Below are 24,534 nucleotides of genomic sequence, written 5' to 3'. Positions count from 1 at the left end.
GCGTGAGATATCCGCGCGCAGGTCCCATCCAATACGGTAATTGCCAAATAAAAGAAGGGTTATGGAAGCAAATCGATAACGCGTTACGCTAGTGAGGGCCTATCCGACGCCCGATACGCCACGCCATCGGGCACGCCACCATGGTCACACCATAATCGTCACGTCATCATATTCGGGAGAGCGTATTGCGCATGGCGACCGCCGATTCGACGCCATTTTCGACCTTCGAGATCCCGCCGACACGCCGCCACGTCGAGACCATCGATTTCATGCTGTCGCGCCCTGCCCTGGCGCTGCTGCCGGAGTCGCTGCGCCCGGCGGCGCGGGGATTTCTCGCCTATCTAGCCACGCTCCCCGGCAGCGCACCGCACGCCTGCCCCGTCTGTGACAGCCGCGCGATCCACCTGGCCATGCCCGCCGGTACCCGCGGCATGCGCCGCGACAGCTACCTCTGCCGCGACTGCCGCAAGCGCTTCACCGTCTTGACCGGCACGCCGCTGCGGCTGCTGCGCTCGGAGGAGAAGTGGAAGCCCTGGATGAGCTACCGCTTTCAGGGCTTCTCCCAGGAGCTGATCGCCAACTTCCTGGGCATCAGCAACAAGGCCTCGATGACCTGGAGCCGCGCCTTTCTCAAGGCCATGGCCGACTATGACACCGAGCTCCACGCCTGGTGGCAGGCGCATCAATCCACCGAGATCTCCGAGCTGACCGAAGAGGCGGCGCGGGCACTGGCCGAATGCCAGGCGATGCTGGCCGGGCTACGCGACACCAGCGACCGGCGCTGCCCCCACTGCGGCTCCGCCTCGGTTCAGGTGATCACCAGCCGCCGCGCCACCGAGTACCAGTGCCACGGCTGCCAGCGGCGCTACAGCAATCTCACCGAGACGCCGCTCTCTCATCTCCAGCACATCGAGCTATGGCCGGACTATGTGCGCCATCTCGTACTCGGCTATCACGACACCGAGCTGGAGCAGATCTTCGACCTGAGCAAGCCACTGACCAACCTCTGGCGCCAGCGCTTTCTGCAGCTACTCCAGGCGCGCTGGCCGCTGCTGGCCCACTGGACGCTGTGGCAGTGGTCGCGCCGCCGCGCCAACCCCGGCAGCGTGCCGCTGGCCTGAACTGCGAGCATGTGCTGCCAGCCCGCAGCGCCAGCACCATAGCCCCGCTGGCGGGGCGCCCGGGGATCGACCATGCTGGGGATTCAACCCCGGCAAGGAGGCCTGCATGAAACCGCAAACGCTATGGACACTCGTGGGCACCACGATGGCGATCGCCTCGGGCGTGGCCGCCCGGGAGGCGCTGAAGCACACCGCCAAGCGCAGCGCGTTCGAGCCACCGGTCAACCCCGATGACCCCGATGTGCGCTGGCGCGAGGCACTGCTGTGGGGCGCGGCCTCCGGTGCCGCCGTGGGCCTGGCGCGTATTCTGGGCTGGAAGATGGCCTCCAGCGGCATGCGCCGGGCCCGCCGTTCGCGGCATGGCCAGCGGCTGCTGTCACGCCTGGAGCGTTGACCCCGCTAGCCGGGAAAACCGCCAGCCGCCGGGGACGCCTCAAAACGTGTAGCTCAGCGTCGAGGTCACGTTGAGCGGTTCGCCATAGACGCCGTACGTATCGAAGTAGGCGTAGTACTTGCGGTCGAACAGGTTGTGCACATTGACCTGCAGCGCCAGATTCGACGTGAACTGGTAGCGCCCGAAGAGGTCGGCAAGAGTGTAGCTGGGCTGCTCGAAGTCGCGGGTCACGCCCTTGGGGCCGACCTGGCTGGCGTAGGTGCGGCTCTGCCAGCGCCAGCCGCCGCCCAGGGTGAGCTGGCGCCACTGCGGTACCCGGTAGCTGGCGAAAAGATTCGCCTGGGTGCGCGGCCGATCGCTGTTGAACGCGCCTTGCGCCGAGGTCGCCGTGTAATGGGTGAAGCCGGCTGTCAGCTCCAGATCGTCGGTGACCGCACCGCTGATCTCCATCTCGAAACCTTCACTGACCACGTCACTCACCGGGGTCGCCGTGGTGACCAGCGAGCCGGGGGTCAACACGATATCCGCCACGTTGTCCTGTTCGAGCCGGAACACGGCGAACGAGGCGTTGAGCAGGCCGTCCAACCAGGCCGCCTTGAGCCCGGTCTCGTAGTTCTTGCCCACCAGCGGGTCGAGATAGCCGTTGCCATCGGCCAAGCGGTAGCTCTGCGGCTGGAAGATCTCGGTGTAGCTGACATAGGCCGACCAGGTGTCATCGATCGCATAGATCAGCCCACCGTAGGGCGTGATATCGCTCTCGTGCTGCGCATGGTTGCCCAGCGTGCTCGACCAGGTCCGCCCGTGCCAGTCGGTGTAGCGTGCACCGAGAATCAGTGTCAGCGGGTCGGCCAGGGAGAAGCGAGCCACGCCGTAGAGCGCCTTCTGGCGGCTGCTGGCGCGCTCCGAGGGCGAGAAGTCGGGCCACGCCTGTGCCGGCGTGGCGCCGTTCCAGGCATCGAAGTCGTCGACCGCAAAGCCGTTGGTGAAGGCGTTCTCGTAGTCATTGGACTGGTCGTGATAGCTGCCCCCGAGCACCAGCTGGTGATGGCGGCCGAACAGCGAGAACGGCCCCTCGACATAGCTATCCACGCCGTCGACCCGGCGCTCACCGGTGTTCCACCCGGTGTAGTAGTAGACGCCCTGCCCCGTCTCCCGGTCCGGAAAGCCGTAGGGATAGGCGAGCCGCGAGTCCAGCGTGCTCTCTTCGTGGGTCGCCACGCCGTGCAGCGTCCAGCCCCCACCGAAGCGATGCTCGAGCTGGGCAAAGGTCTTCTTCGACTCCCACTCGTTGTAGGACCAGTCCGGCGCCACGCTGAACCCGCGGGTATAGTCCGTCTCGCTGCCGTCGCTGTACCACAGCGGCAGGCCACCCCAGGTCGGCGACGAGGTGCGGCCGCGCTGCGTGTCGTAACCCAGCGATAGCGTGGTGTCGTCGGTGACGTCGGCATCGATCACCAGATAACCGTAGCGCTTGCGCTCGCCGAAACGCTCGAGATAGCCATCACCCTCTTCATAGCCGCCGACGAACCGCGCCCGTACGTCACCCGAGCGGGTCAGCGGCGTGGTGACATCGACCACACTGCGCGAGCGATGCCAACTGCCGTAGCTAGCGCTGAGCGAACCGGTGACTTCACGACTGTCGGCATGCTTGCGCACGAAGTCGATCGAGGCGCCGGGGTTGCCCGCCCCGGTCAGCAGGCCGTTGGCACCGCGGACCACCTCGATCCGGTCATAGATCGCGGTGTTCAGCGCGCCATCGCCGAAATACCAGCGGCTATCGGTGTTGAGCGTGGGGATGCCGTCGTACTGGTAGCTGTTGATGCGAAAACCACGGGAATAGAAGTCGACGCGGCTGCTGTCGATCTGGTTCACCGAGACGCCCGTGGTGTGACTCAGGACATCCTCGACATCCCACAGCCCCTGATCCCGCATACGCTGCTGGGTGATGATGCTAACCGCCTGCGGCACCTCACGCAGTGTAACGTCGAAGCGCGTGCCGGCGGTGGTGGTGCGACGGGTATAGCCAACATCGTCATAGAGGCTCGGGGCGGAGACGGTCAGCGTCTGCAGCGCGGTCGTCTCCTCGCTGTGGGCCATGGTGGGCGAGAGCGGCAGCAGCGCAGCGGCCCCCAGCAGCAGCGGCAGCCGCGGACCGAGCGGCGTGCGCGCAGCACACGCCGACGGCGGCGCCCGATGGAGAACGGGGGTTGGCATGGTAGATCCCTTGGGTGGCATCGCAGTGCGACGCTCGTTGTCATGGCATCGCCGATGCCCAGCGAGCAAGCGCAGGCCCGGCGATTGCCCAGGATCTTATGCAAACAATTCTCATTTATCAACGCATGTGATAATCATCTTCAATTATGCACAGCGCGACTTCATCACCGCCTACCTTGGCGTCGAGCCGCGATCGCTCCGCGCCCTATAGCGCCCCATCGGCAATGGCGCGGGCCAGCGTGGGTGACAGCGGCAGGCGCGGCAGCAGCGTGGCCTGATAGGCGTGATAGAGATCGGGCTTGCCCGACCACACCTCGTTCGAGGGGCGGTTGTGACGGTCGAGCTCCTGCCACCAGCTGCCTCGCTCACGGTCGACCAGGTAGCTGTCGATGTAATCCCAGAAACGCCGGTACCAGGTTTCGTACTCGGCATCGCCGGTGCGCTTGAGCAGCGCCGCGGCCGTTGATGCTGCCTCCGCCAGGGTCCAGTGCATGCGCTCGTGCACCACCGGGTGGTCGTTCCAGTCGTGGGTGTAGATCAGCCCCGGTTCACCATCGACGTGCCAGGCCAGCTCGGTGGCGCGCCGGAACAGCCCCTGGGCATCCTCCAGCAGCCAGCCGGGGACGCTCTCGCCATGACGCTGCAAGCCACCCTCCAGATGCAGCATCAGCCGCGCCCACTCAAAGGCGTGGCCTGGGGTGGCGCCGTAGGGGCGAAACGGGTCCTTGGGGGTATCGCGGTTGTAGTCGCGCCACTCCTGCCACTCGCTATCGAAGTGCTCGACCACGCGGTAGTCGTTGGGACGCGCATGGGAATGGATGATCTTGTCGACGATGGAGAGCGCGCGCCGGTGCCACTTGGGCGCGTCGAGCACGTCGCCGAGCTGCAGGAAGGCCTCGGTGGCATGCATGTTGCTGTTGCCGCCGCGATACGCCTCGCTGTCGCGCCAGTCGCGCGAGAACCCTTCGCGCAGGCGGCCTTCGTCTTCGGACCAGAAGCGTGTCTCGATGACCTCGACGATCTCGTCGAGCAGCGCCTTGGCCGCCGGATCGCCGGCCTGCCAGGCGCTGGCAGCGGCCAGGGCGACGAAGGCGTGGATGTACGCCTGCTTGGTCTGGCTCTCGCCTTCCCGCGGTAACGCACCGTACCAGCCGCCGTGCTCGGCATCCCTGAGCGGGCCGCACAGGGCCGCCACGCCGTGGGCCACCAGCGGCGCCGCTCCGGGCTCGCCGCGCATCGTCGCCAGGGCGAAGCAGTGGGTCATGCGCGCAGTGATCATGGTGTCCGGGTGGGCATCCTCGGGCAGACGGCCATCGTCGTCCAGGGCAGCAAAGCCACACTGGGGATGGCGCGAGGCGCGATAGAACGCCAGCAGACGCCGCCCCTCCGTCTCCAGCCAGGCCCAGTGCGAGAGGCGGTTCAACCAGCTATCGCGCCGCGGCGGCAGATCCGACGAAGCGGCGGGCCGATAATTGCCCGTCAGGGGTATCCCGTTGCAATGACTATCAGACATGGATAACGGGCCTCCTCATGCCCGGGTGTCACGTTCACGCCTTGGCGCCCAGTGTCGGAGCCGTGCCCCGCTGCATCGATAATCCAGCGGTGCTAACTCATTGTCGATAACCCAGCGCCCATAACCCCCTGTGGGTAAGTCAGTGTCGAACACCCAACGCTGCAATTCTCAACCGTTGACCACGACGCCGCCATTGGGGTGAAGGGTCTGGCCGCTGATGAAAGAGGCATCCAGCGAGGCCAGAAAGACATAGCAGGGCCCCAGTTCCCAGGGCTGGGCGGCACGCCCCATCGGGGTCTCGCTGCCAAAATCCTCGAGCATCTGCGGATCGTGCGCCCCCAGCGTCGCCGGCTGCAGCGGCGTCCACACCGGCCCCGGCGCCACCGCGTTGACGCGCAACCCACGCCCGACCACCTGATTGGAGAGCGCGCGGGTAAAGCTGATGATCGCACCCTTGGTCGCGCTGTAGTCGACCAGAAAATCGGGGCCGATATAGGCGTTGACCGAGGCGGTGTTGATGATCGCATCGTCCTCGCCCAGATGCGGCAGCGCCGCCTTGGTGAGATAGAACATGCCATGCATGTTGGTGGCAAAGGTCTCCTCCCACTGGGTGTCGCTCAGCTCGGCGAGGTCGTTGCTCACCTGCTGGGTGCCGGCGTTGTTGACCAGGATATTGAGCCCGCCGAAGTGATCGATCACCTTGTCGAGCGACGCCCGACAGAAGGCCGCATCGCGCATGTCGCCAGCGATCAGCAGACAGCGGCGGCCCTCGGCCTCGACCAGGCGCTGGGTCTCGCGGGCATCGTCGTCTTCGCTGAGATACATCACCGCCACGTCGGCGCCCTCACGCGCGAAGTGGATCGCCACCGAACGACCGATGCCGCTGTCGGCACCGGTGATCAGCGCCACCTTGCCTTCGAGCTTGCCGCTGCCGCGATAGCCGTCACGGATGAAGACAGCCGGCGGCTGCATCAGGCTCTCCTTGCCGGGCAGTGTCTGCTGCTGGGCATGGATGTGGGTCTTCTTGACCATGATGTTACTCCCTGTAAGTGACCGTTTAACGAAAACACGACTTCACGCCGAGATGAATCGAATCAGCACGCCGAACGTGACAATAAAAGGCTTATTCGACATGACGTCGAGAGCTGCTTTCACACCTAGTTCAGGGTGCCCGTCCTGGCAAGCGCCGGCTCGTACAGACCGGTCTGGAAGCGACGATAAACGGCTGACCCGACATGGCATCGAGAGCGACTGTCACACCGGGTTCAGGGGCACGTCCTGGCAAGAGAGGGCCTGAACGGAACGGTCTGGAAGGGTTGACCTGAAAGACGGGCCTGGCCGGACGGGTCGCCCAAGCCACCGACGCCGTGGCCGTGGCCGTGGCCGTGGCCGTGGTGCCAGCCACTTTCTTCAGGCTCACCAGCGCGCAGTGCGATCTATACACGTAGCGAGAGCGGAGCGATGGCGGTGGTCATGGCCATGGCCATGGCCATGGCCATGGCAAAAGCGTCACTGATGGGGCACGTGTTGCACTTGGTCGTTGAGAGCACCAAATCTCAATCCATCAGCGTCGCCTTCGGGCACCGCTTTTTGTCTCAAATGGCTCATCGGCCTGACACCGCAGGGCGGCATTCATTAGAAATTCGTCGCAAAAGTGATGCAAACACTTATTTGACTGTGGGTTACCATGAGTATCGAATAGATTGCATATCAAGAACAAAAATGATGACTAGCGAATGCTCGATATCAAATATTACGTCTTGATCGACGCGGTCGAGCGACATGGATCTCTCCAGGCGGCGGCGGCCGCTATCGGTCTGACCCAGCCGGCGGCGACCCATCGCATCCGCGAGATGGAGCGAAGGCTGGCAGTTTCACTGTTCGAAAAGCGCGGCCGGCGTCTGTTTCTGACGCCGGCGGGATGGCGTTTGCTCGAGGCGGGCCGCGAGGTCATTCCCATTCTGATGGCAGCCGAGAGCGAGGCGTCTTTACTGGCACGTGGCGACCAGAAAGCGCTCAAATGGGGCGTCGACGCCTACGACATCGTGGATCGTATTCTGAGCAAGAGCATGGAGTACGACGTTCACCCGATCGAACTCCATCGGTTTTCTCCTCACACGATCCTCAGCGCGTTGTTCGATCAGCAGATCGACCTGGTACTGACGACCAATCCGCCTGTGCAGAAAGGCATCGAGACACTTCAACTGTTCGAGGACGAGCTCAAGGCGGTAGTGCCTGCAACGCACCCATTGGCCAGGCGAGAGTCCGTCAGCGCCGAGGAGATTGCAAGCGAGCCCTACTTGACCTTCAGCGCGGCTAGAGAGCCTGGCTACGAGTTCGATCTTTTTTTCCATCCGAGCCGTCAGGTGCCAGAGTCGATTCAGATCATTGAATCCGTCCGCTCGATTCTGGATGTCATCGCCACCACTCAGCGGGGCGTAACCATCCTTTCCTCCTGGATCATCGAGGCGGCTCAGATGCAGAAAACGCTCAAGACCATTCCTCTGCAGGACGTCAAAATTCCGGTGACCTGGCATCTCGCTTACCTAGACAAGGAGAGCATCAAAGAGCGGCTTCCGGCGCTAAAGGCAGTGTTTCAAAGCCTCATGAGAAGCCCTGACAGTCAATCAAAACGGAGTCCGTGAATGAGCAAAACCTCACTACGAAAAGCCACGTTTTATCCCTCGCTGACGCTATTGGGTGGAATGACAATTCTCGCCCTAGAGAACAGCGAATTCCTCCTCAAGATCACCAGCACCATACACGAATTCCTGATGAATGAGTTCAGCTGGCTCTATGCGCTATCCGCTTTTGCCCTGGTGCTCGTCGCGGCGGGCACTATGTTCTCTCCGATCGCGAAACTACGTATCGGTGGCGAGAGCGCAAAGCCTATATTGACCCGTTGGCAGTGGTGCTCCATCACGCTGTGCAGCTCGGTAGCCATAGGGCTACTTTTTTTTGCCGCCGCGGAGCCGATCTTTTTCATGTCGGCCCCACCCTTGACGCTCGGCGCCAAGGCGTTCTCGACCGAAAGCGGAGTAAACGGTATCGCTTCGCTCTACATGCACTGGTCCTTTACCACCTACGCTATCTACACCGTGCCCGCTTTGATGTTCGCGATCGCCCACTACAACCTGGGCATGAAATTCAGCATTTCATCGGCCATGACCGCGGCCCTCCCCATCAAGATGGGCCCCGTAACGCGTCAGATCATAGATGCGCTGGCACTGATCGCGCTGGTTGCCGGCATGGTCGCCTCCCTGGGTACCGGCGCCATGATGCTGGGCGGCGGCATCAATCGCTTGTTCGGAGTAGAGGTCACCGACTCGCTGATCGGTGCGCTGTGCATGATCGTCATGCTGGCCTCGGCGCTCTCCGCAGCGACGGGCCTGCTCAAGGGCATTCGCATTCTCTCCAGCTGGAACGCCCGCGCGCTGGTCTTCATGGCGGCGCTGGTACTGATTTTCGGCCCGACCTCTTTTATCGCCAACGGCGGTATCGATGCGCTGGGGCGCTATCTTTCCGGATTCGTCAAGAACAGTCTCAATACCGGCACGATCAACGGAAACGGCTGGCCACGCGCCTGGACGCTGTTTTTCTGGGCAAACTGGTTCGCCTGGGCCCCCGTCACCAGCATGTTCCTGGGCAAGATCTCGCGCGGCTACACGGTGCGCGAATTTCTGCTTTTCAATTTCCTCCTGCCGGCTTCATTCGTCCTGGTATGGTGTGCCACCTTCGGCGGCCTTGCGGTATTCACCGAGCTCAATAGTGCCCATATCCTCAGCCAGGCCTTGAAGAATAGCGGTCCGGGTGACGTCATCTGGGTGCTCCTGGAACAGCTCCCGGCGGCCCTGCTCTTCGTGGCGTTGTTTCTGTGTCTTTCGCTGGTCTCCTACATAACCGCTGCCGACTCAACCATCGACGCCATTTCTGGCATGTGCTGCAACAGCAGCACCAGCAGCGAGATCAACTCATCGCCCTACTACATCAAGCTGATCTGGGGTGCCATCATCTCCATCATCACCCTGGTGCTGACCGTCAACGGTGGCCTGGAAGCGCTCAAAATGATCTCGACCATCGGTGGCTTCATTGGACTCTTGATCGTCATGTGCGCCGCCGCTTCTCTAGTCAGAATCATCTGCTGGCCAACCCTGCTGCCCGAGTTAAAAGGCGGCGCAATCCTGCCCCCCTTGAAGACACCTAGCGTCAGGCACAACGACATATAATTTTTACATCGCCCGGACGTGCTGAATCTTCATTATTCATTTATCGAGATCTCAGTAGCATGAAGTTATCAGCCAAGGAGATATCATCATGGGTTTACAGCAGAAAAGACAGGATATGGCCACCCTCGAAGACATCGTCAACCTGGAGCGCTATCCGCTCAACGCCCCTGATTCCGAAAAATATCGCGAGTGTGTCGAGCGGATTAGCCGTCAGCTGGACGAGGATGGTTGCGCCCATTTCGCGCGCTTCATCCGCAGCGACCTGATCGAACGCCTGCGCGAAGAGAGCGAAGAGGTCGCGCCCAAGGCGCACTATCACAGTAATAAGGTCACACCCTACGCAACCGCCGATGACGACGCCTACCCGGAAGATCATCCCATGCGTCGCTTCCAAGCATTCAGCAACGGCTTCGTGGCCAAGGATCTCATCGACGAAGACAAACTCGTTCAGCGTCTCTATCGCAATCCGATCTTTCAGCAGTTCATCGCCGACTGTCTCCAGGAGGAGCGCATCTACGAATACGCCGATCCGATCGCTGGACTGGTCATCAACGTGATGCCGGAAAACACCACCTTGCCGTGGCACTTCGACACCAACGAATTCATCGTCAGCCTGATGACACGGCGGCCCGAGTCCGGCGGCGACTTCCAGTATGCGCCCAATATACGCACCCCGGGTCATGAGAACTTCGAAGAGGTTCAGCGCATACTCGATGGCGACCATGGAAAGGTAAAGTCGCTCACGCTCAACACCGGTGACCTTCAGTTGTTCAAAGGCCGCTACTCCATGCACCGTGTCGCCCCCACTCAAGGTCAGCGCCTTTGCGCGCTGCTGGGCTACGCCAAGGAGCCGGGCATGATCGGTCGCGTCAAGCGCACCCAGGATGTCTACGGGCGCGTCACCCAGGCGCACATCGATGCCGAAAATGCGCAGCGCGAAGACTCACTGGCTGGTTGATATCATGACAACACTTTACTCGACTACGTCGCAGCCCCATCCGGCGCTCAACTACAGCACGGTCGATTTCAAGGACACTCCGATCGACCGGGCACTGGAGCATCGCGTGGCGCTCTATCGCCTTGGCCGCCTGCGCCAGCAGGTCAAGGAGCACGATTTGAATGCGGTGGTGCTCTTCGATCCCATCAACATCCGCTACGCCTGCGGCGTGCGCAACATGCAGGTCTATTCCCAACGCAACCCGGCTCGCTACCTGGTCGTCCCGGCCGAGGGGCCGGTGGTGCTGTTCGAGTACCGTGCCTGTGGTCACCTCGCCAAGGATATGCCCACGATCGACGAGATTCGCGGCGCATCACCGATCATGCCGCTGCACAGCGGCCCGCACTCGCCCCGTCACGTCAGCCACTTCGTCGCCGATATCGAGGACGTGATGAGCCGTTCGACCTCGGGCGGCAAGCGCATCGGTATCGAGAGCGCGCCAACGGAAGTCGTGAGCGCCATGATCGAGCACGGCTACACGCTCGTAGACGCCTCGCGGCCGGTGGAGATCGCCAAATCCATCAAGAGCTTCGATGAACTCACCTTGATAGCCAAGTCGGTCGAGCTGACCGAGCAGGCCATGACCGTGATGGAGCGCGCCATCGAGCCCGGACTGACCGAAAACGCCCTGTGGTCGATTTTCCAGCAGAAGGTCATCGAAACCGGTGGCGAGTACATGGAGACCCGGCTTCTGAACTCCGGCGATCGCACCAATCCGTGGTTCCAGGAAACGTCGGACAAGAAGCTCGCCGCCGGCGAACTGATCGCCTTCGACACCGACACGGTCGGCGTCTACGGCTACTACACCGACTTCTCGCGGACCTTCTTCGTCGGCAGCGAAGGCGCAAGGCCCAGCGCCAAGCAGAAGGAGCTCTATTCACTGTCGCGAGACGAGATCGAGACCAACATCGCTTTGATGCGCCCGGGCATGTCGTTTCGAGAATACTCGGAAAAGGCGTGGAAGATTCCGGAAGGCTACCAGGAGCACCGTTATCTGGCCGTGGTCCACGGCTGCGGCATGACCGGCGAGTGGCCGATCATCTCGCACAGCATGGACTGGGACGAGGTCGGTTATGACGGTGTCATCCAGCCGGGCATGACACTGTGCGTCGAATCCTTCTGCGGCCACCGCGACGGCGGCGAAGGGGTCAAGCTCGAGGAGCAGGTGCTGGTGACCGAAACCGGCATACGCCGCATGTCCACCTACGGCTACTCGGACATCCTGACGCTGGACTGACATACGTTTCCCGCCGAGAGCGCGATGGCCTGGTGTCTGCTGGCGCTGGGCACGTTCGGGGTGGGCTTCGTGATCCCCTCGCTCGGCGGCACTCCTCTGGGCATCCACGCCGAGCGGGTTGACCGCCGCCCGGCGCTGACGCTCACCATCATGCTGATCGCGAGTGCGATGCTGTCAATCGGGTCTCGCCGTCGGGATACCGACGAACGGCCGGGCTCACCCCCCGGCGATCCCGAAGGCCCAGCCCACCACCGCCGTGGCGAGCATCGCCAGCACGCCCCAGAAGGTGACACGCACCACCGCCACCCGCGCCCGGGAGCCGCCGATACGCGCCGAGACCAGCCCCAGCAGCGCCAGGGCCAGCAGCGACCCAAGCGCCACCACCAGGGGTATCGCCAGTGCCGCGCGGGATAGCGCCCCTAACAGGGTAAAGGCCAGCGGCAGGGCCGCACCGGAGAAGAAGGAGAGTGCCGAGGTCCAGGCTGCCTGCAGCGGCTGCGCCGAGTTGACGCTGCTGAAACCCAGCTCGTCACGCGCGTGGGCGGCCAGCGCATCGTGCTGCATCAGCGTCTCGGCGACTTCATGGGCGAGCGGTGGCGACAGCCCACGGGTTTCGTAGATCTCCGCCAGCTCGCGCACCTCGAGTTCATAGTTGGCCTTGAGTTCGCGCCGCTCCCGCGCCAGATCGGCGTGCTCGGTATCCTTCTGCGAACTCACCGAGACGTACTCGCCGGCCGCCATCGACATCGCCCCGGCCACCGCCCCGGCGACACCGGCGGTCAAGACGCCGCCCAGGCCGGCACCGGCCGCCGCCATGCCGATCACCAGACTGGCGGTCGAAACGATACCGTCGTTGGCCCCCAGCACCGCGGCGCGCAGCCAGCCCACGCGGTCGGAATAGTGGCGCTCCTTGGGAATGTTCATCGCAGGCTCCTGTAGGGTCCGTTCCCATCTCATCGCGATGAGTTTGGCGTTGTTACCTTAAGACAAACCTAAGCCTGCCGCCTGTAGTCTGACCCCGTCGAACGCTCCCCGGGGGGCGGCGGCCGAAACCCGCCCCGGGAAGTGTGTCTCGACCTCGACGCCGACTCGTTCATCACCAGGACTGCCCGCCGTGAACTCGACATCTCCCCAGCGATACTCCGCCAAGGCCCGCCACTTCCACTGGAGCGTGGCATCCTTCGTCGTGCTGGCCTATGCGCTGATTCTCTCGACGGACCTCTTCCCACGCAGCAGCGGCATCCCCGAAGTGCTGCTGCAGAGCCACTTCTGGGCCGGTATCGGCGTGCTGCTGCTGGCGATACCGCGTTTGCTGGAGCGCCTGCGGCGCACGCCGCCGCCGGTCACTCCGGCGCTGCACCCGCAACTCGAGCGACTCTCGCGGGTCACCCACTGGGCGCTCTACGCCTTCCTGTTCGCGCAGCCGCTGCTCGGCATCTTCACCGTGTGGCTGAGCGACGGCGCCATTCCCGTGCCCGGCACGTCGCTGGCGCTGCCGTCGCCCTTCCCGGTCAGCCCCGCGCTGGGGCATGACGTGGAGTCCATACATACCACCCTGGGCACGATCTTCTACTACGTCATCGGGCTGCACCTGGCCGCGGTGTGCTGGCATCAGTTCGTGCGTAAGGACAATCTGCTCAAGCGCATGCTCTGACCCTCAGCCAAGCCATTAATCGACAGCGCCCGGGACTCTCGCGAGCCCCGGGCGCTGTCAGTGGAGAGACCACTGGGGTCACTACCCCAGGAAGGCGTTGGCGATCAGCAGCGCCACCAGGCTAGTGGCCCAGCCCAGCGTGGTCGGCACCGACAGCACCAGCAGCTGGTGCTTGGCGGTCTTGACCCCGAGCAGACGGTTGACCACCCAGAAGTAGCTGTCGTTGAAGTAGCTGAAGAAGAGCCCGCCCAGACACGCCGCCTGCGCCGCCAGCACCATGTTGACGTCGGGCATGGCGGAGAGGATCGGCGCCGAGATCGAGGCCCCGGTGATCATCGAGACCGTGCCGCTGCCCTGTACGAAGCGCACCAGGGTGGCGATCAGAAACGGAATCAGCACCGCCGGCAGCGCCAGCCCGGCAATGCTCTCGCCGATGTAGTCGCCGGCGCCGCTGGCCCGCAGCACCGCACCCAGCGCGCCCCCGGCACCGGTCACCAGCAGGATGATACCGGCGCTCTCGACCCCCTTCTCCAGGTGCGCCAGCACCTGATCCTTGGGCATCTTCGGCACCAGGCCGTAGACCGCCACCAGCACCCCGATGCCCACCGCGATGACCGGGTGGCCGATGAACTGCACCCCCTGGACGAAGGCACCCGGCGCACCGCTACCGCCGACCAGGGCGGTCACCAGGGTGTTCAGGAAGATCAACGCGATCGGCAACGCAATCGGCAGCACCGCCTTGGCCAGGGTCGGCAGTTCGGACTCCGCCAGCGGCGTGGCGACCGGGTCCGTCTCATCACGCTTGAGTGAGCCGGGCACGTCGCGCTCGATCATCGCTTCGATGCGTGGGCCCATGATGCGTGCATAGAGCACCATCACGATCAGCGCCGGCGCGGTGAACACGATGCCCCAGGCGATCATCAGCCCGATATCGACACCGAAGATACCGGCCACCCCGAGCGGGCCCGGGGTCGGCGGCACTGCACTGTGGGTCACCGCCAGCCCCGAGGCGAGCGCGATGCCCAGGGTGAGCACCGAGCGCCCGCTGTTGCGCGCCAGCGCCCGCACCAGCGGGTTGAGGATCACGTAGGCGGAGTCGCAGAAGATCGGAATCGAGACGATATAGCCGGTGATCGCCATGGCCCAATCCTCGCGCTCCTTGCCGAGCAGCCTGAGGATCGCGTAGGCCATGCGTTGCCCCGCCCCGGAGACTTCGAGAATCCGCCCCATCATCACCCCGAAACCGATCACCAGACCGATGGTGGAGAGCGTCTTGCCGAAACCGGTGGTGATCGCATCGATCACCGCATTGGGCGACATGCCGCCGATCAGACCGGCGATCGAAGCGGCGATCACCAGCGCCAGCAGCGCGTGCACCCGGGTTTTGATGACCAGCGCGATCATCACGAAGATGGCGATGCCCAGGCCGATGATGACCTGAGGCCCCGCGGCAGCAGCGTCTGTCATGAGTGGACTCCTTGATTGGATTTATCGTTGAGTTCGTCTTCCCGGTAGGCGCGGATGATGGCGTCGAAGTCGGCATCGGCACGCAGGCCCAGGGCCAGCGATTGCGTGACTTCCAGCCCGCCGGGCCAGCTGGCGACGATGGCATCGATGCGGTCATCGGGTACGAAGCGCACCCGTTCGCGCGCGGCCGCGCCGGCGCTGCGTTCGAGCGCCGCCAGCATCTCGTTCACGCTGACCGTGATGCCGGGCAGATTGAGGGTGCGCCAGGCGCCGAGCCGGGCAGCCGGCAGCGCCAGCGTCTGGGCCAGGTTCTCGACCACGGTGCGGGGTGATGAGAGCCACAACGGCAGCTCGCCGGACACCGGGCAGGTGGTCTCGACCCCGGCCAGCGGCTCGCGGATGATCGCGCTGGCGAACGACGACGCCGCCTGATTGGGCTTGCCGGGGCGCACCACGATGGTGGGCAGACGGCACACCCGGCCGTCGACGAAGCCACGTCGGCTGTAGTCGTTGACCAGCAGCTCGCCGATCGCCTTCTGCGCGCCGTAGGAGGAGCGCGGCTGCGGGCCGACCGCCTCGGCCACCGGCTGTGCCAGCCCCGGCCCGAACACCGCCAGCGAACTGGCGAACAGGAAACGCAGCGGCTGCGGGCGGTTGCGGCAAGCGTCGAGCAGCGTCCGCGTCGCCTCCAGATTGACCCGCATGCCGAGCTCGAAATCCGCCTCGGCCTGGGCGCTCACCACCGCGGCCAGGTGGCACACGGCGCCGGTATCCGCAGCAAACGCCGAGGCCACCAGCGCCGGATCGGCGACATCCCCGATCAGCGACTCCACCCGCGCATCGGCCAGCGGGCACGCCGCCAGATCGATCGAGGTCACGCGGGTGACCGGCCGTCCGTCGATGGCGATCTCTCCCGACAGCAGCCGGCTGATCAGTCTGGCGCCGAGAAAACCGGCGCCCCCTGTGACGATGACATGCATGCTAACTCTCCTGGTTGAGCGCCCCCGTCCGGCACCTGGCACTGCGGGGTCTGAATCCGGACGACTGCCTGACCAAAGGCGAATGGCGCTGGCGTTTGAGATTTAGCATCTTGTCTGACAAATTATGCATGGCAGCAATATCGCCATTGGTCGGATAGGGTCTACAGAGGCGCCACGACGGGGTTTCCCGGCGGCACACTACGACCAACGGATAAGGAGAATCCCTTGAGTGGAGACACCTCGACGCCCTCGCGCGGCCCGCAGCTCTCGGAGCAGGTGGCCGCACGTCTGAGCGATGCCATTCAGAGCGGCGAGTGGGCCCGCGGCGAGCGCCTGCCCACCGAGGCCGCCCTGGGCCAGCGCTTCGGCATCAGCCGTTCGGTGGTGCGCGAAGCGATCTCGATGCTGCGCAACGCCGGCCTGGTCACCTCGCGTCGCGGCAGCGGCAGCTTCGTCGCCGACGCGCCGACCGTATCTTTGCGTCTGGCCCTGCCCGACTCGGATCTGAGCTCGGTGATCGAGGTGCTCGAGCTGCGCCGGCCGCTGGAGGTGGAAGCGGCACGGCTCGCCGCCAGCCGCCGCACACCCTCGCAGCTACGGCGCATCCGCAACGCCATGGTGGATATCGACGAAGCGGTGGAGGCGGGCCTCTCCGGGGTGGAGCAGGATCTGGCCTTCCACCGCGCCATCGCCGAAGCCGCGCACAACGCCCACTTCACCGCGGTGCTCGACTTCTACAACCGCTTTCTGCACCACGCGATCCATGTCACGCGGACCAACGAGTCGCTACGCGAGACCTTCATGCAGCAGGTGGTCGCCGAGCACCAGACCATCGTCGACGCGATCGCCGCCGGCGACCCGGAAGCCGCGGCGCAGGCCGCCGCACGCCATCTGGAACACGCCGAGGTGCGTCTGCGCCAGGCACCCGAAGATCTGATCGCGCGTGTGCGGGCCCAGCGCCCGAACGCACCGGACTAACACAGGAGAGAAGGCATGACACAGACACACAGCGGCGCCGGCACCGTCATCGGACCCAGGGTCGGACTGATCGGGCTCGGCTCGATGGGCATGGGCATGGCCACCTCACTGGTCAAGGCCGGTTTCGAGACCTGGGGCTGCGATCTGCGCCCGGAGGCCCGCGAGCAGTTCGCCGCCGCCGGCGGCCACGCCGTCGCCACGCCGGCCGAGATGGCCACCGAGGTCGAAATCGTGCTCACCGTCGTGGTCAATGCCGAGCAGACCCGCGCGGCACTGTTCGGCGACGCCGGGTTGGTGCAGGCCAGCGGCGGCCTGGCGCCGGGCAGCGTGGTGATCTCGTGTGCGACCTGCGCCCCGGAAGCGGTGCGCGAACTCGGTGCGGAGCTCGCCGCCCACGATGTCCAGCTGCTCGACGCGCCGATCTCCGGCGGCTCGGTGAAGGCCGCCCAGGGCCAACTGACGATGATGATCTCCGGCCCCGCGCCGCTCTACGTGCGCACCGGCACGGTGCTCGATGCGCTCGCGGCCAAGGTCTTCCGGCTCGGCGACCAACTCGGCCAGGGCTCCCAGGTGAAGCTGGTCAATCAGTTGCTGGCGGGCGTGCATATCGCCGCCGCCGCCGAGGCGATGGCCTACGGCATTCGCGGTGGCTGTGACCCGCAGACCCTCTACGAGGTGATCACCCAGAGCGCCGGCAACTCCTGGATGTTCGAGAACCGGGTGCCGCACATCCTCGCCGGCGACTACACCCCGCACTCGGCAGTGGATATCTTCGTCAAGGATCTGGGGATCGTTCACGATACCGCCCATCGCGACAAGTTCCCGCTGCCGCTGACCGCCCAGGCGCTGAGCCAGTTCACCCTCGCCTCGGCCCAGGGCCTGGGGCGCGAGGACGACTCGGCGGTGGTCAAGGTCTACCCGGGCATCACCCTGCCCGGCAGCGCCGCCAACGACCCCGGCTGAATGGAATGCCCCTCGTCGAAAAGCGATAGTCGAAAAGAGACCGTCGAAAAGAGACCGTCGAAAAGAGACCGTCGAAAAAAGTAGCCGAAAAGAGAGCCACGCCATGCCACGCTTTGCCGCCAACCTGAGCATGATGTTCAACGAGGTGCCGTTTCTCGAGCGCTTCGCCCGCGCCGCCGAGTGCGGCTTTGCCGGGGTCGAGTTCCTGTTCCCCTATGCCTGCGAACCGGCGGCCATCGCCGCCGAGCTGCAGCGCCACGGGCTGACCCAGGTGCTGTTCAATCTACCGCCGGGGGAGTGGGAAGCGGGAGAGCGGGGGCTGGCCGCGCTGCCGGGGCGCGAGGCGGACTTCCGCGCCAGCGTCGACACCGCGCTGCGCTACGCCGAGGCGCTCGGCTGCACGCAGCTGCACGCCATGGCCGGGCTGGTGGCAGAGGGCGTATCACATCAGGCGATGCGCGAGGTCTATCTAGAGAATTTGCGCTTCGCCGCGCGCAAGCTGGCCGAACAGGGGCGCACGCTGCTGATCGAACCGATCAACACCCGCGACATGCCAGGCTACTTTCTCAACCACCAGGCCGAGGCCCACGCCCTGCTCGCCGAACTCGGCGAACCCAACGTCAAGGTGCAGATGGACTTCTATCACACCCAGATCATGGACGGAGACATCTGGAAGACCTACCAGCGCTACCGCGACGGGGTCGGCCACATTCAGATCGCCGGGGTGCCGGAGCGCCACGAGCCGGACACCGGCGAGGTCAACTATCCCTGGCTGTTCGGCCAGCTGGATGCGGCGGGCTACGCCGGCTGGCTGGGGTGCGAGTATCGGCCGCGGGGGGAGACAGCGGCGGGTCTGGGCTGGCTGGCAGCGTGGCGCTGATTCAGTCGGCGTCAGCGTCCCCGCGCAGGCGGATGCCGTCGGTCTCGATCACGATGCGGCGCTGCTTGTAGAGCCTGCCGATGGCCTGCTTGAAGGCGTTCTTGCTGACGCCGAGGCGGGCCTTGATCGTCTCCGCCGGGCTCTTGTCGCCAAGCGCCAGGAACCCATCGTGGCGGGCCAGTTCGGCGAGGATCTTCTCGCCCACCACGTCGAGCCGCGCCGAGCCCGGCGGCAACAGCGAGAGATCGAGCCGGCCATCCTCGCGCACCCGCTTCACATAGCCCTGGACACTATCGCCCCGGCGCAGCGGGCGGCTCATGTCATCGTGGTAGAGCAGGCCCCAGAAGCGGTGATTGACCACCGCCTTGGCGCCCAGGTCGGTGAGATCGGCGATGATCAGCTGCACCGCATCGCCCGCCGCCAGCCCCTCGGCCTCATCCTGCAGAAAGCGGTCGAGCTTCATGCTCGCCACCGGCCGCATGCGATCGTCGACATAGATCATCACCAGCACGCGCTTGCCTTCGTCGGGACGAAAGCGCTGCTCGCCGAACGGCAGCAGCAGCTCCTTGGGCCGGCCCCAGTTCAGGAAGGCACCGATATCCGTGACCCGCGACACGCGGAGATAGGCGACCTCGCCCACGTTGGCGTGGGGCTCGGCGCTCGGGCCAGCAGCAGGGGGGCGTGAAGACATGGGCAGATTCCTGAAGGGTGCATGGGCGGGCGATCGCGGCCCATCCTAGCGTGCCGACGCACCGGTGCAAGGCCGGGACATGGCGAGATACCACTTTCGTATCAATCGCATCGATAATCGAATTCGTCAGACTTGATTAGCAGACTAACGTAACCCTCTCCATACTGTCGTCAACGGTCGGGGGCAAGGAGACGCCCCCCGAAAACGGCCAGGAGCCGCTTTCGACGTCGCCCAGCGACGACCCGAAAGGGTGACCGCCACGGATGGCGGATCACACAACGATATGATTGGAGGTAACACCATGAAAGCACGTATTCTCGCAGCCGTCGCACTTGCCGTTGCACTGCCGACCGCCGCTCAGGCCAACAGCTTCATCAACGAGCACATCTTCGAGCAGCAGAGCGAGCAGCTCAACACGCAGCAGACCGCTCAATACCAGGCACTGCCGACCGCCTACAGCGTCGATACCGTCAGCGGTGGCCACAGCGCCGCAGCCGATCAATCGCTGCACAACGTCGCCGAAAAGACCCAGCTCTCGACCCAGATCCCGGCCGGCGGCAGCAGCCTGATCGCCCAGGGCCACAGCGCCGCAGCCGCTCAAGGCCTGGCCAACGCCAATCAGACTGGCCAGGACAACGGCAGCGTGAGCTTCTCCACGCTGTAATCGATACGCCAGACGGCTTATCATCGCCAAAACCGCCGGCCCAGTGCCGGCGGTTTTGCGTTCATGGTGCGATGAATCCCTGAGCACATGGCGAATTTACCGCCAGCAAAGCGTGCCTAAGGCTGATCGCCATGCGTCCGTTTGCGATACGGCAAACCTGTTTGCATTTCATGGCTCCCATCGAATGCAAGAGTCCCGCAGCCACTGTCGTCAACCAAGCTCTCTTGGCGCTGACATCCGCGGCAGAATCCCGGATCGCGGTGCCCACCATTGGGGCACTCGCCAGAGATCCCTCGAGTGTGATCCAGGCAAGGTCATACTCTCTTGTCCAGACTTTTTACGAAAATCAACTCCGCTCACTGATTTTTCTTATAAACCCTATGGTTTTGACTACTCTTCTGCCAAATCGCGCCAGGGATTCATGGCCTCGGGTTCGTTATCTGTCATCGTAAAGGGCCCGATATCGCTCTTCGGTAAACACCGGCTCGATGGCACGATACAACGACTCTTAAAAAACACCTGCACTCATTAGGTATTTGTATTTTAACTGCCCCCGGCAGGTCGCTATGATGAGCGCTCATGGTCTGAATACTGCCTGGCTTCGGCTGGGCTTTTTTGTGCCCCTTTCTCCTGCCGTCTCTCTGCCGCATTTGCCCCGCTCTCCTTCGGCTCCAGCGCTCGGTGGGGTAACGCGACAGGCTTGGCATTCGCCAGCAGCCACACGGCGCTGAACGCCCCTTCGCTGGCCATGGCCATGCGCTGCGCGTGGTGCGTCTCACCGGTGTACTCCGTGCGCGGCAGGCAGTCGCGGCGCAGCCATTTGCACACCGCCGAGGGAGAGACCCGGCAAATTCGCGCGCAGCGTGACACCCCGCCCACCCGCTCCACCGCAAATCGAATGGCACTCATGGCACCCTCGCTGAGCGTGTACTTTGGGTACACACATATCAGGCACTGAAAGTACATTCAAGCAGTGAGACTATTGAACCTATGGTTCACACTGGTCATCGAGACGATTTCAGCGCTCGTCTGCTCGAAGCACTCCGTCACGCAGGAAAGGACGGCCATGGGATGGGCGCTCGCCTAGCCCGAGCCGTGCGCGTCACGCCCAAGGCGGCAAGCAAATGGATCCACGGTGAAGCGCGCCCCAGCCATGACAAGAAGATCGCGCTGGCGCGCTGGCTGGGAGTACGCGAAGCCTGGCTGGACTACGGCCAGGGCCGCATGCTGCGCGATGACGCAGAGGCCGAAGCGAACTATGCGCGCCCCCCGCGAGAGGCCCTGGAGGTCGCGGAGCCATCGCCGGCCCGGCCGTTAGCGAGCGTCGAGCACACGCTGTCGCTCATCGAAGAGGCCGTGCTCGCCGGCGAACTGGAAGAGTCTGACCTACTGCTGCTGGAGCAACTGGTACAGCGCTTGCGGCGGACCAGTCATCCCCCCGCGGGCCAGCATGACGACGCCGACGCCTGAGCCACGCCACTTTATGGCTCTATCCCTATCGTAACCCTTCCTCGACAGCTCCGCTTTCCGACAACGCGGCTTTCTAGCAGCACGGCTTTCAAGCAGAGCGGCTTTGGCGACAACGCCGATAAAAGAGATTGAACTTACAGTCCTTTTATTATGTACTATAAGTACATTATTGGTAATTGTCTACGACCCGCCACCGCGCAGTCTGGCTCGGATGTTGATCACGAGGACGCCATGAACCGTTTTCGCTACAAAGACACGCTGGTGCTCGATGATGACTGGCTGCGGTTCGAAGTACCGATGCCGCCGCAGCGCTTTCGCTATACCGGCCGGCAGATCGCCACGATCTACGATAGCCATATCTGTCAGGCCGGCATTCCCGATATCGATACCGTCTACTGCGCGCACATTCAGCACGCCCCGAACATCGATAGCTATCAGCCGGCGCTCTACGTGCCGAGCCAGCACCACGCCATCGTCGTCATCGACCACCGCTTCGCGCTGGCGCGTCACGCCAAGGCGTGGATCGCAGATCGCGTGCGTGAGCTCATCATCGCCCGCCGCCAACCCTGGCCCGGCAGTCACCGTTCCCCCCTGCTCTCGAACCCCGCCTAGGCCCCGGCTCTCGCTTCCTGGCGACACTGGCATCGAGCGATCATCGATGATGTAGTGGCTGGCCAACAGGGAGGAACCCATGAAGACGATCGGTGTACTCGGTGGCATGAGCTGGGAATCGACCCAGAGCTACTATCGCCTGCTCAATGAAGGCGTGCGTCAGCGCCTGGGCGGGCACCACTCGGCCAGGATCGCGCTGGTGAGCGTCGACTTTGCCGAGATCGAAGCCCTACAGCGCAGTGGCCAATGGGACGAGGCCGGCCAACAGCTCGCGAAGGCGGCAGGCCAGGTGGAAGCCGCCGGTGCCGAGTGCCTGCTGCTGGCCACCAACACCATGCACAAGGTCGCCCCGGCCATCGACTCGGCGCTGGGCATTCCGCTGCTGCATATTGCCGATGCCACCGGCGAACGCCTGGCGGCAGACGGCATCGACCAGGTAGGGCTGCTGGGCACACGCTTCACCATGGAGCAGCCCTTCTATCGTGAACGCCTCACCGAGCGCTACGGCATTCACTGCCTGATCCCCGAAGAGGACGAGCGCGAGGCGGTCCACCGCATCATCTTCGAAGAGCTGGTTCAGGGCGTGATCAGCGAGGCGTCCCGCGAGCACTATCGCGACATCGTCGCCAACCTGCACGCCCGCGGCGCCCGCGCGATCATCCTAGGCTGTACCGAAATCGCCCTGCTGCTGAGCCCGCAGGACAGCGCACTGCCGCTCTACGACACCACCGCACTGCATGTGGAGATGGGGCTCGCCTTCGCGCTCGACGGCCGCTGAAAGACGACCGTTGAGAACGCCCGCCTGCCAAGGCAGGCGGTCAGGGGCCGTGGGCCCGCGAGAGCGACTCGATGATCTGGCAATCGGCGATCTTGTCGCCGTGACAGCAACGCTCGAGCCGGTCGAGTTCCTGCTCCAGCTGGCGAAGGTGCTTCAATCTCTCCCTGACCCGCGCCAGCTGTACATGAATGATCTCATCGACCCGATCGCACGGGGCCTCGTCGTCGTCGGCGAGCCCCAGCAGCGCTTTGACATCCTCCAGACTCAACCCCAACTGACGAGCGTGCTTGATGAAGATCAGGCGATCCCGCTCGCGCGCCGTATACAGGCGATAACCGCCCGCCGTCCGGGTGGCCGGCGACATCAGCCCCGCCCGCTCGTAATAGCGGATGGTCACCGCCTTGGTCTCTGTCGATTTGGCGAGCTGACCGATCGTGAGTCGCGACTCCATGACGCTTGACCCTATAGCCACTAGAACCTTCATGCTAGCAGCCGGTCATTCGAGGAGGTATCGGCATGGACTCCTGCTGCGAGAGCAAGGCTGGCGAGCTGGCACGGTTACGTGGCGCACAGGCCAGGGTGCTGTACGGGGTACTCGGCATCAACGGCGCGATGTTCGTGATCGAGTTCGTGGCGGGTTGGCTGGTCGGCTCGACCGCCCTGCTGGCGGATTCACTCGACATGTTCGGGGATGCCACCGTCTACGTGCTGACCCTTTACGCGCTCAACCGCAGCGAGAAGACGCGAGCCGGCGCGGCGCTGATCAAGAGCCTGTTCATGTTTGTCTTTGGCCTGGCGGTCATCGCCGAGGCCATCCACAAGAGCATCACCGGTAGCGTGCCCGACGTCGGCGCCATGGGTGCCATCGGGGCGCTGGCACTGGCGGCCAACACGGCCTGCTTCCTCATGCTGCTGCGCTACCGTTCGGCGGATCTCAATATGCGCTCGACCTGGCTCTGCTCGCGCAACGATCTCATCGCCAATAGCAGCGTGGTGCTGGCAGCGGTCGCGGTCAGTGTCACCGGCACGCTCTGGCCCGATGTGATCGTGGGGCTGGCCATCGCCGCGCTGTTTCTACACTCGGCCTGGCGGATCGGACACGAGGCGCTAGCCGCGTGGCGGGAGGCTGGGGCAGCCCGCGAAGAGACACCTCGGCCTGCCGGCAACGCCGAAGCCAGTAGCTGCTGCGGCGCGAAATCCTGTTGCGGTGATTGAGACGACTGGCGTCACGGCAGGAACAAGCCGCCCCCACAAACGAAAACCGCCACCCGGCGTGAGCACGGGTGGCGGTCTTTGTAACAATATGGCGCGCCCTAAAGGATTCGAACCTTTGACCTTTGCCTCCGGAGGGCAACGCTCTATCCAGCTGAGCTAAGGGCGCGTAGTGCAGGTTGTCACAAGCGGTGGTTCAACAAGCGCTTGGCCGTTCTGCGAACGGTGATTCGCCCGTTTGCGGCGCGGCCATCCTACCTGCTCGCCTGCAGGGTGTCCAGCCTCGGGCTGGCGCTGTCGTCATGATGGGCTAAGCTCAGCGGGCCCAAGGCTACGCAAATCTAAAATATTGTTACAATAGAAAACACTAATTGAACTTAGACGCGTTTTCTGCCGATATAGCTACTGGACACGCAAGCAAAGAATGAAGAAGAGCGCCGTCAAACCGGTGCCACCATCCGCCCAGCCAGGCGTGCAGGCAGC

24 protein-coding genes and 1 tRNA gene are annotated in these 24,534 nt (G+C 64.1%); 15 read left to right on the top strand and 10 right to left on the bottom strand.

The genetic code is table 11. The annotated features are described in order from the left end of the window. Positions 1-191 precede the first annotated feature (191 nt). Together DOM67_RS01950 and DOM67_RS01945 are read left to right on the top strand one after the other, a co-directional pair. A complete protein-coding gene (locus DOM67_RS01950) occupies positions 192-1,121 on the top strand; it encodes a transposase (RefSeq protein ID WP_110673984.1) in 930 nt (309 codons plus the stop codon). Positions 1,122-1,227: 106 nt separating this feature from the next. Then, entirely contained in the window at positions 1,228-1,515 is a 288-nt protein-coding gene (locus tag DOM67_RS01945; protein WP_110673983.1) for a DUF4235 domain-containing protein, read from the top strand. Positions 1,516-1,554: 39 nt separating this feature from the next. Here the strand turns inward: DOM67_RS01945 and fhuE are convergent, their stop codons facing one another. The 3 genes from fhuE to DOM67_RS01930 all read right to left on the bottom strand — a co-directional run bounded on the left by fhuE (position 1,555) and on the right by DOM67_RS01930 (position 6,274). Next, positions 1,555-3,729, bottom strand: a complete 2,175-nt coding sequence (fhuE, locus tag DOM67_RS01940) for a ferric-rhodotorulic acid/ferric-coprogen receptor FhuE (protein WP_110673982.1) — start codon at positions 3,727-3,729, stop codon at positions 1,555-1,557. Positions 3,730-3,934: 205 nt separating this feature from the next. Continuing rightward, a complete protein-coding gene (locus DOM67_RS01935; protein ID WP_110673981.1) occupies positions 3,935-5,242 on the bottom strand; it encodes an AGE family epimerase/isomerase in 1,308 nt (435 codons plus the stop codon). A 168-nt stretch (positions 5,243-5,410) separates the two neighbouring features. Continuing rightward, positions 5,411-6,274: an SDR family oxidoreductase gene (locus tag DOM67_RS01930; RefSeq protein ID WP_110673980.1), complete on the bottom strand. Its 864-nt coding sequence runs from the start codon at positions 6,272-6,274 to the stop codon at positions 5,411-5,413. Between the two features lie 704 nt (positions 6,275-6,978). Between DOM67_RS01930 and DOM67_RS01925 the strand changes: the two genes are divergently transcribed. The 4 genes from DOM67_RS01925 (at position 6,979) to DOM67_RS01910 (ending at position 11,702) form a co-directional block, all read left to right on the top strand. Further along, complete coding sequence (locus tag DOM67_RS01925; protein ID WP_110673979.1) at positions 6,979-7,887, top strand: LysR family transcriptional regulator; 909 nt, start codon at positions 6,979-6,981, stop codon at positions 7,885-7,887. Further along, positions 7,888-9,468, top strand: a complete 1,581-nt coding sequence (locus tag DOM67_RS01920; protein ID WP_110673978.1) for a BCCT family transporter — start codon at positions 7,888-7,890, stop codon at positions 9,466-9,468. Between the two features lie 88 nt (positions 9,469-9,556). Continuing rightward, the gene (locus tag DOM67_RS01915) at positions 9,557-10,426 is read left to right on the top strand and encodes a hypothetical protein (protein WP_110673977.1); all 870 of its coding nucleotides are present in this window, start codon (positions 9,557-9,559) and stop codon (positions 10,424-10,426) included. A 4-nt stretch (positions 10,427-10,430) separates the two neighbouring features. Then, positions 10,431-11,702, top strand: a complete 1,272-nt coding sequence (locus DOM67_RS01910; RefSeq protein WP_110674007.1) for a Xaa-Pro peptidase family protein — start codon at positions 10,431-10,433, stop codon at positions 11,700-11,702. 216 nt (positions 11,703-11,918) lie between these two features. Here DOM67_RS01910 and DOM67_RS01905 read toward each other — a convergent pair whose 3' ends face one another. Further along, the gene (locus DOM67_RS01905; RefSeq protein WP_110673976.1) at positions 11,919-12,626 is read right to left on the bottom strand and encodes a VIT family protein; all 708 of its coding nucleotides are present in this window, start codon (positions 12,624-12,626) and stop codon (positions 11,919-11,921) included. A 190-nt stretch (positions 12,627-12,816) separates the two neighbouring features. Between DOM67_RS01905 and DOM67_RS01900 the strand changes: the two genes are divergently transcribed. After that, entirely contained in the window at positions 12,817-13,356 is a 540-nt protein-coding gene (locus DOM67_RS01900; RefSeq protein WP_110673975.1) for a cytochrome b, read from the top strand. Between the two features lie 81 nt (positions 13,357-13,437). Here the strand turns inward: DOM67_RS01900 and DOM67_RS01895 are convergent, their stop codons facing one another. Both DOM67_RS01895 and denD read right to left on the bottom strand, forming a co-directional pair. Further along, complete coding sequence (locus DOM67_RS01895; protein ID WP_110673974.1) at positions 13,438-14,823, bottom strand: gluconate:H+ symporter; 1,386 nt, start codon at positions 14,821-14,823, stop codon at positions 13,438-13,440. Then, positions 14,820-15,803: a D-erythronate dehydrogenase gene (denD, locus tag DOM67_RS01890; protein ID WP_110673973.1), complete on the bottom strand. Its 984-nt coding sequence runs from the start codon at positions 15,801-15,803 to the stop codon at positions 14,820-14,822. Before denD ends, DOM67_RS01895 begins: the two co-directional genes overlap by 4 nt. A gap of 225 nt (positions 15,804-16,028) precedes the next feature. Here denD and DOM67_RS01885 point away from each other — a divergent pair, with 225 nt between their 5' ends. From DOM67_RS01885 to otnI, 3 genes are all read left to right on the top strand, one after another. Next, entirely contained in the window at positions 16,029-16,781 is a 753-nt protein-coding gene (locus DOM67_RS01885; RefSeq protein ID WP_110673972.1) for a FadR/GntR family transcriptional regulator, read from the top strand. Positions 16,782-16,796: 15 nt separating this feature from the next. Next, positions 16,797-17,744, top strand: a complete 948-nt coding sequence (gene ltnD / locus DOM67_RS01880) for an L-threonate dehydrogenase (RefSeq protein WP_198651696.1) — start codon at positions 16,797-16,799, stop codon at positions 17,742-17,744. Positions 17,745-17,847: 103 nt separating this feature from the next. After that, positions 17,848-18,624: a 2-oxo-tetronate isomerase gene (otnI, locus tag DOM67_RS01875; protein WP_110673971.1), complete on the top strand. Its 777-nt coding sequence runs from the start codon at positions 17,848-17,850 to the stop codon at positions 18,622-18,624. A gap of 1 nt (position 18,625) precedes the next feature. Here otnI and DOM67_RS01870 read toward each other — a convergent pair whose 3' ends face one another. After that, positions 18,626-19,315 (bottom strand): S1-like domain-containing RNA-binding protein, encoded by a 690-nt coding sequence (locus DOM67_RS01870; protein WP_110673970.1) that lies wholly within the window; start codon positions 19,313-19,315, stop codon positions 18,626-18,628. 301 nt (positions 19,316-19,616) lie between these two features. Between DOM67_RS01870 and DOM67_RS01865 the strand changes: the two genes are divergently transcribed. After that, positions 19,617-19,979, top strand: a complete 363-nt coding sequence (locus tag DOM67_RS01865) for a hypothetical protein (RefSeq protein ID WP_110673969.1) — start codon at positions 19,617-19,619, stop codon at positions 19,977-19,979. Positions 19,980-20,543: 564 nt separating this feature from the next. Here DOM67_RS01865 and DOM67_RS19945 read toward each other — a convergent pair. Continuing rightward, the gene (locus DOM67_RS19945; RefSeq protein WP_198651695.1) at positions 20,544-20,888 is read right to left on the bottom strand and encodes a hypothetical protein; all 345 of its coding nucleotides are present in this window, start codon (positions 20,886-20,888) and stop codon (positions 20,544-20,546) included. 162 nt (positions 20,889-21,050) lie between these two features. On the opposite strand from DOM67_RS19945, the gene DOM67_RS01855 reads away from it, so the two are divergent. The 3 genes from DOM67_RS01855 (at position 21,051) to DOM67_RS01845 (ending at position 22,839) form a co-directional block, all read left to right on the top strand. After that, a complete protein-coding gene (locus DOM67_RS01855; RefSeq protein ID WP_110673968.1) occupies positions 21,051-21,449 on the top strand; it encodes a helix-turn-helix transcriptional regulator in 399 nt (132 codons plus the stop codon). A gap of 231 nt (positions 21,450-21,680) precedes the next feature. Further along, positions 21,681-22,061, top strand: a complete 381-nt coding sequence (locus DOM67_RS01850) for a hypothetical protein (protein ID WP_110673967.1) — start codon at positions 21,681-21,683, stop codon at positions 22,059-22,061. Between the two features lie 79 nt (positions 22,062-22,140). After that, positions 22,141-22,839: an aspartate/glutamate racemase family protein gene (locus DOM67_RS01845; protein ID WP_110673966.1), complete on the top strand. Its 699-nt coding sequence runs from the start codon at positions 22,141-22,143 to the stop codon at positions 22,837-22,839. A gap of 40 nt (positions 22,840-22,879) precedes the next feature. On the opposite strand, the gene DOM67_RS01840 is transcribed toward DOM67_RS01845, so the two are convergent. Next, positions 22,880-23,290: a helix-turn-helix domain-containing protein gene (locus tag DOM67_RS01840; protein WP_232825103.1), complete on the bottom strand. Its 411-nt coding sequence runs from the start codon at positions 23,288-23,290 to the stop codon at positions 22,880-22,882. A gap of 65 nt (positions 23,291-23,355) precedes the next feature. Here DOM67_RS01840 and DOM67_RS01835 point away from each other — a divergent pair, with 65 nt between their 5' ends. Next, positions 23,356-24,054 carry a cation diffusion facilitator family transporter gene (locus DOM67_RS01835; RefSeq protein ID WP_110673964.1) on the top strand — a complete coding sequence of 233 codons (699 nt, stop codon included), beginning with the start codon at positions 23,356-23,358 and terminating at the stop codon, positions 24,052-24,054. An 89-nt stretch (positions 24,055-24,143) separates the two neighbouring features. On the opposite strand, the gene DOM67_RS01830 is transcribed toward DOM67_RS01835, so the two are convergent. Further along, a tRNA-Arg gene (locus DOM67_RS01830) sits at positions 24,144-24,220 on the bottom strand. Positions 24,221-24,534 lie beyond the last annotated feature (314 nt).

Origin of the sequence: Salinicola sp. RZ23 (genome assembly GCF_003206675.1) — a bacterium.
Classification (GTDB): Bacteria; Pseudomonadota; Gammaproteobacteria; order Pseudomonadales; family Halomonadaceae; genus Salinicola; species Salinicola endophyticus.
This window is presented reverse-complemented; position numbering and strand designations above follow the sequence as displayed.

What these genes read in the sequence shown, in the direction of transcription:
- ltnD (WP_198651696.1), top strand. Translation starts at nt 16,797, where the DNA reads ATGACACAGACACACAGCGGCGCCGGCACCGTCATCGGACCCAGGGTC.
- DOM67_RS01910 (WP_110674007.1), top strand. Translation starts at nt 10,431, where the DNA reads ATGACAACACTTTACTCGACTACGTCGCAGCCCCATCCGGCGCTCAAC.
- DOM67_RS01840 (WP_232825103.1), bottom strand. Translation starts at nt 23,290, where the DNA reads ATGGAGTCGCGACTCACGATCGGTCAGCTCGCCAAATCGACAGAGACC.
- DOM67_RS01905 (WP_110673976.1), bottom strand. Translation starts at nt 12,626, where the DNA reads ATGAACATTCCCAAGGAGCGCCACTATTCCGACCGCGTGGGCTGGCTG.
- fhuE (WP_110673982.1), bottom strand. Translation starts at nt 3,729, where the DNA reads ATGCCAACCCCCGTTCTCCATCGGGCGCCGCCGTCGGCGTGTGCTGCG.
- DOM67_RS01845 (WP_110673966.1), top strand. Translation starts at nt 22,141, where the DNA reads ATGAAGACGATCGGTGTACTCGGTGGCATGAGCTGGGAATCGACCCAG.
- DOM67_RS01915 (WP_110673977.1), top strand. Translation starts at nt 9,557, where the DNA reads ATGGGTTTACAGCAGAAAAGACAGGATATGGCCACCCTCGAAGACATC.
- DOM67_RS01835 (WP_110673964.1), top strand. Translation starts at nt 23,356, where the DNA reads ATGGACTCCTGCTGCGAGAGCAAGGCTGGCGAGCTGGCACGGTTACGT.
- DOM67_RS01935 (WP_110673981.1), bottom strand. Translation starts at nt 5,242, where the DNA reads ATGTCTGATAGTCATTGCAACGGGATACCCCTGACGGGCAATTATCGG.
- DOM67_RS01950 (WP_110673984.1), top strand. Translation starts at nt 192, where the DNA reads ATGGCGACCGCCGATTCGACGCCATTTTCGACCTTCGAGATCCCGCCG.
- DOM67_RS01925 (WP_110673979.1), top strand. Translation starts at nt 6,979, where the DNA reads ATGCTCGATATCAAATATTACGTCTTGATCGACGCGGTCGAGCGACAT.
- DOM67_RS01870 (WP_110673970.1), bottom strand. Translation starts at nt 19,315, where the DNA reads ATGTCTTCACGCCCCCCTGCTGCTGGCCCGAGCGCCGAGCCCCACGCC.
- otnI (WP_110673971.1), top strand. Translation starts at nt 17,848, where the DNA reads ATGCCACGCTTTGCCGCCAACCTGAGCATGATGTTCAACGAGGTGCCG.
- denD (WP_110673973.1), bottom strand. Translation starts at nt 15,803, where the DNA reads ATGCATGTCATCGTCACAGGGGGCGCCGGTTTTCTCGGCGCCAGACTG.
- DOM67_RS19945 (WP_198651695.1), bottom strand. Translation starts at nt 20,888, where the DNA reads ATGAGTGCCATTCGATTTGCGGTGGAGCGGGTGGGCGGGGTGTCACGC.
- DOM67_RS01855 (WP_110673968.1), top strand. Translation starts at nt 21,051, where the DNA reads ATGGGCGCTCGCCTAGCCCGAGCCGTGCGCGTCACGCCCAAGGCGGCA.
- DOM67_RS01945 (WP_110673983.1), top strand. Translation starts at nt 1,228, where the DNA reads ATGAAACCGCAAACGCTATGGACACTCGTGGGCACCACGATGGCGATC.
- DOM67_RS01850 (WP_110673967.1), top strand. Translation starts at nt 21,681, where the DNA reads ATGAACCGTTTTCGCTACAAAGACACGCTGGTGCTCGATGATGACTGG.
- DOM67_RS01920 (WP_110673978.1), top strand. Translation starts at nt 7,888, where the DNA reads ATGAGCAAAACCTCACTACGAAAAGCCACGTTTTATCCCTCGCTGACG.
- DOM67_RS01865 (WP_110673969.1), top strand. Translation starts at nt 19,617, where the DNA reads ATGAAAGCACGTATTCTCGCAGCCGTCGCACTTGCCGTTGCACTGCCG.
- DOM67_RS01930 (WP_110673980.1), bottom strand. Translation starts at nt 6,274, where the DNA reads ATGGTCAAGAAGACCCACATCCATGCCCAGCAGCAGACACTGCCCGGC.
- DOM67_RS01895 (WP_110673974.1), bottom strand. Translation starts at nt 14,823, where the DNA reads ATGACAGACGCTGCTGCCGCGGGGCCTCAGGTCATCATCGGCCTGGGC.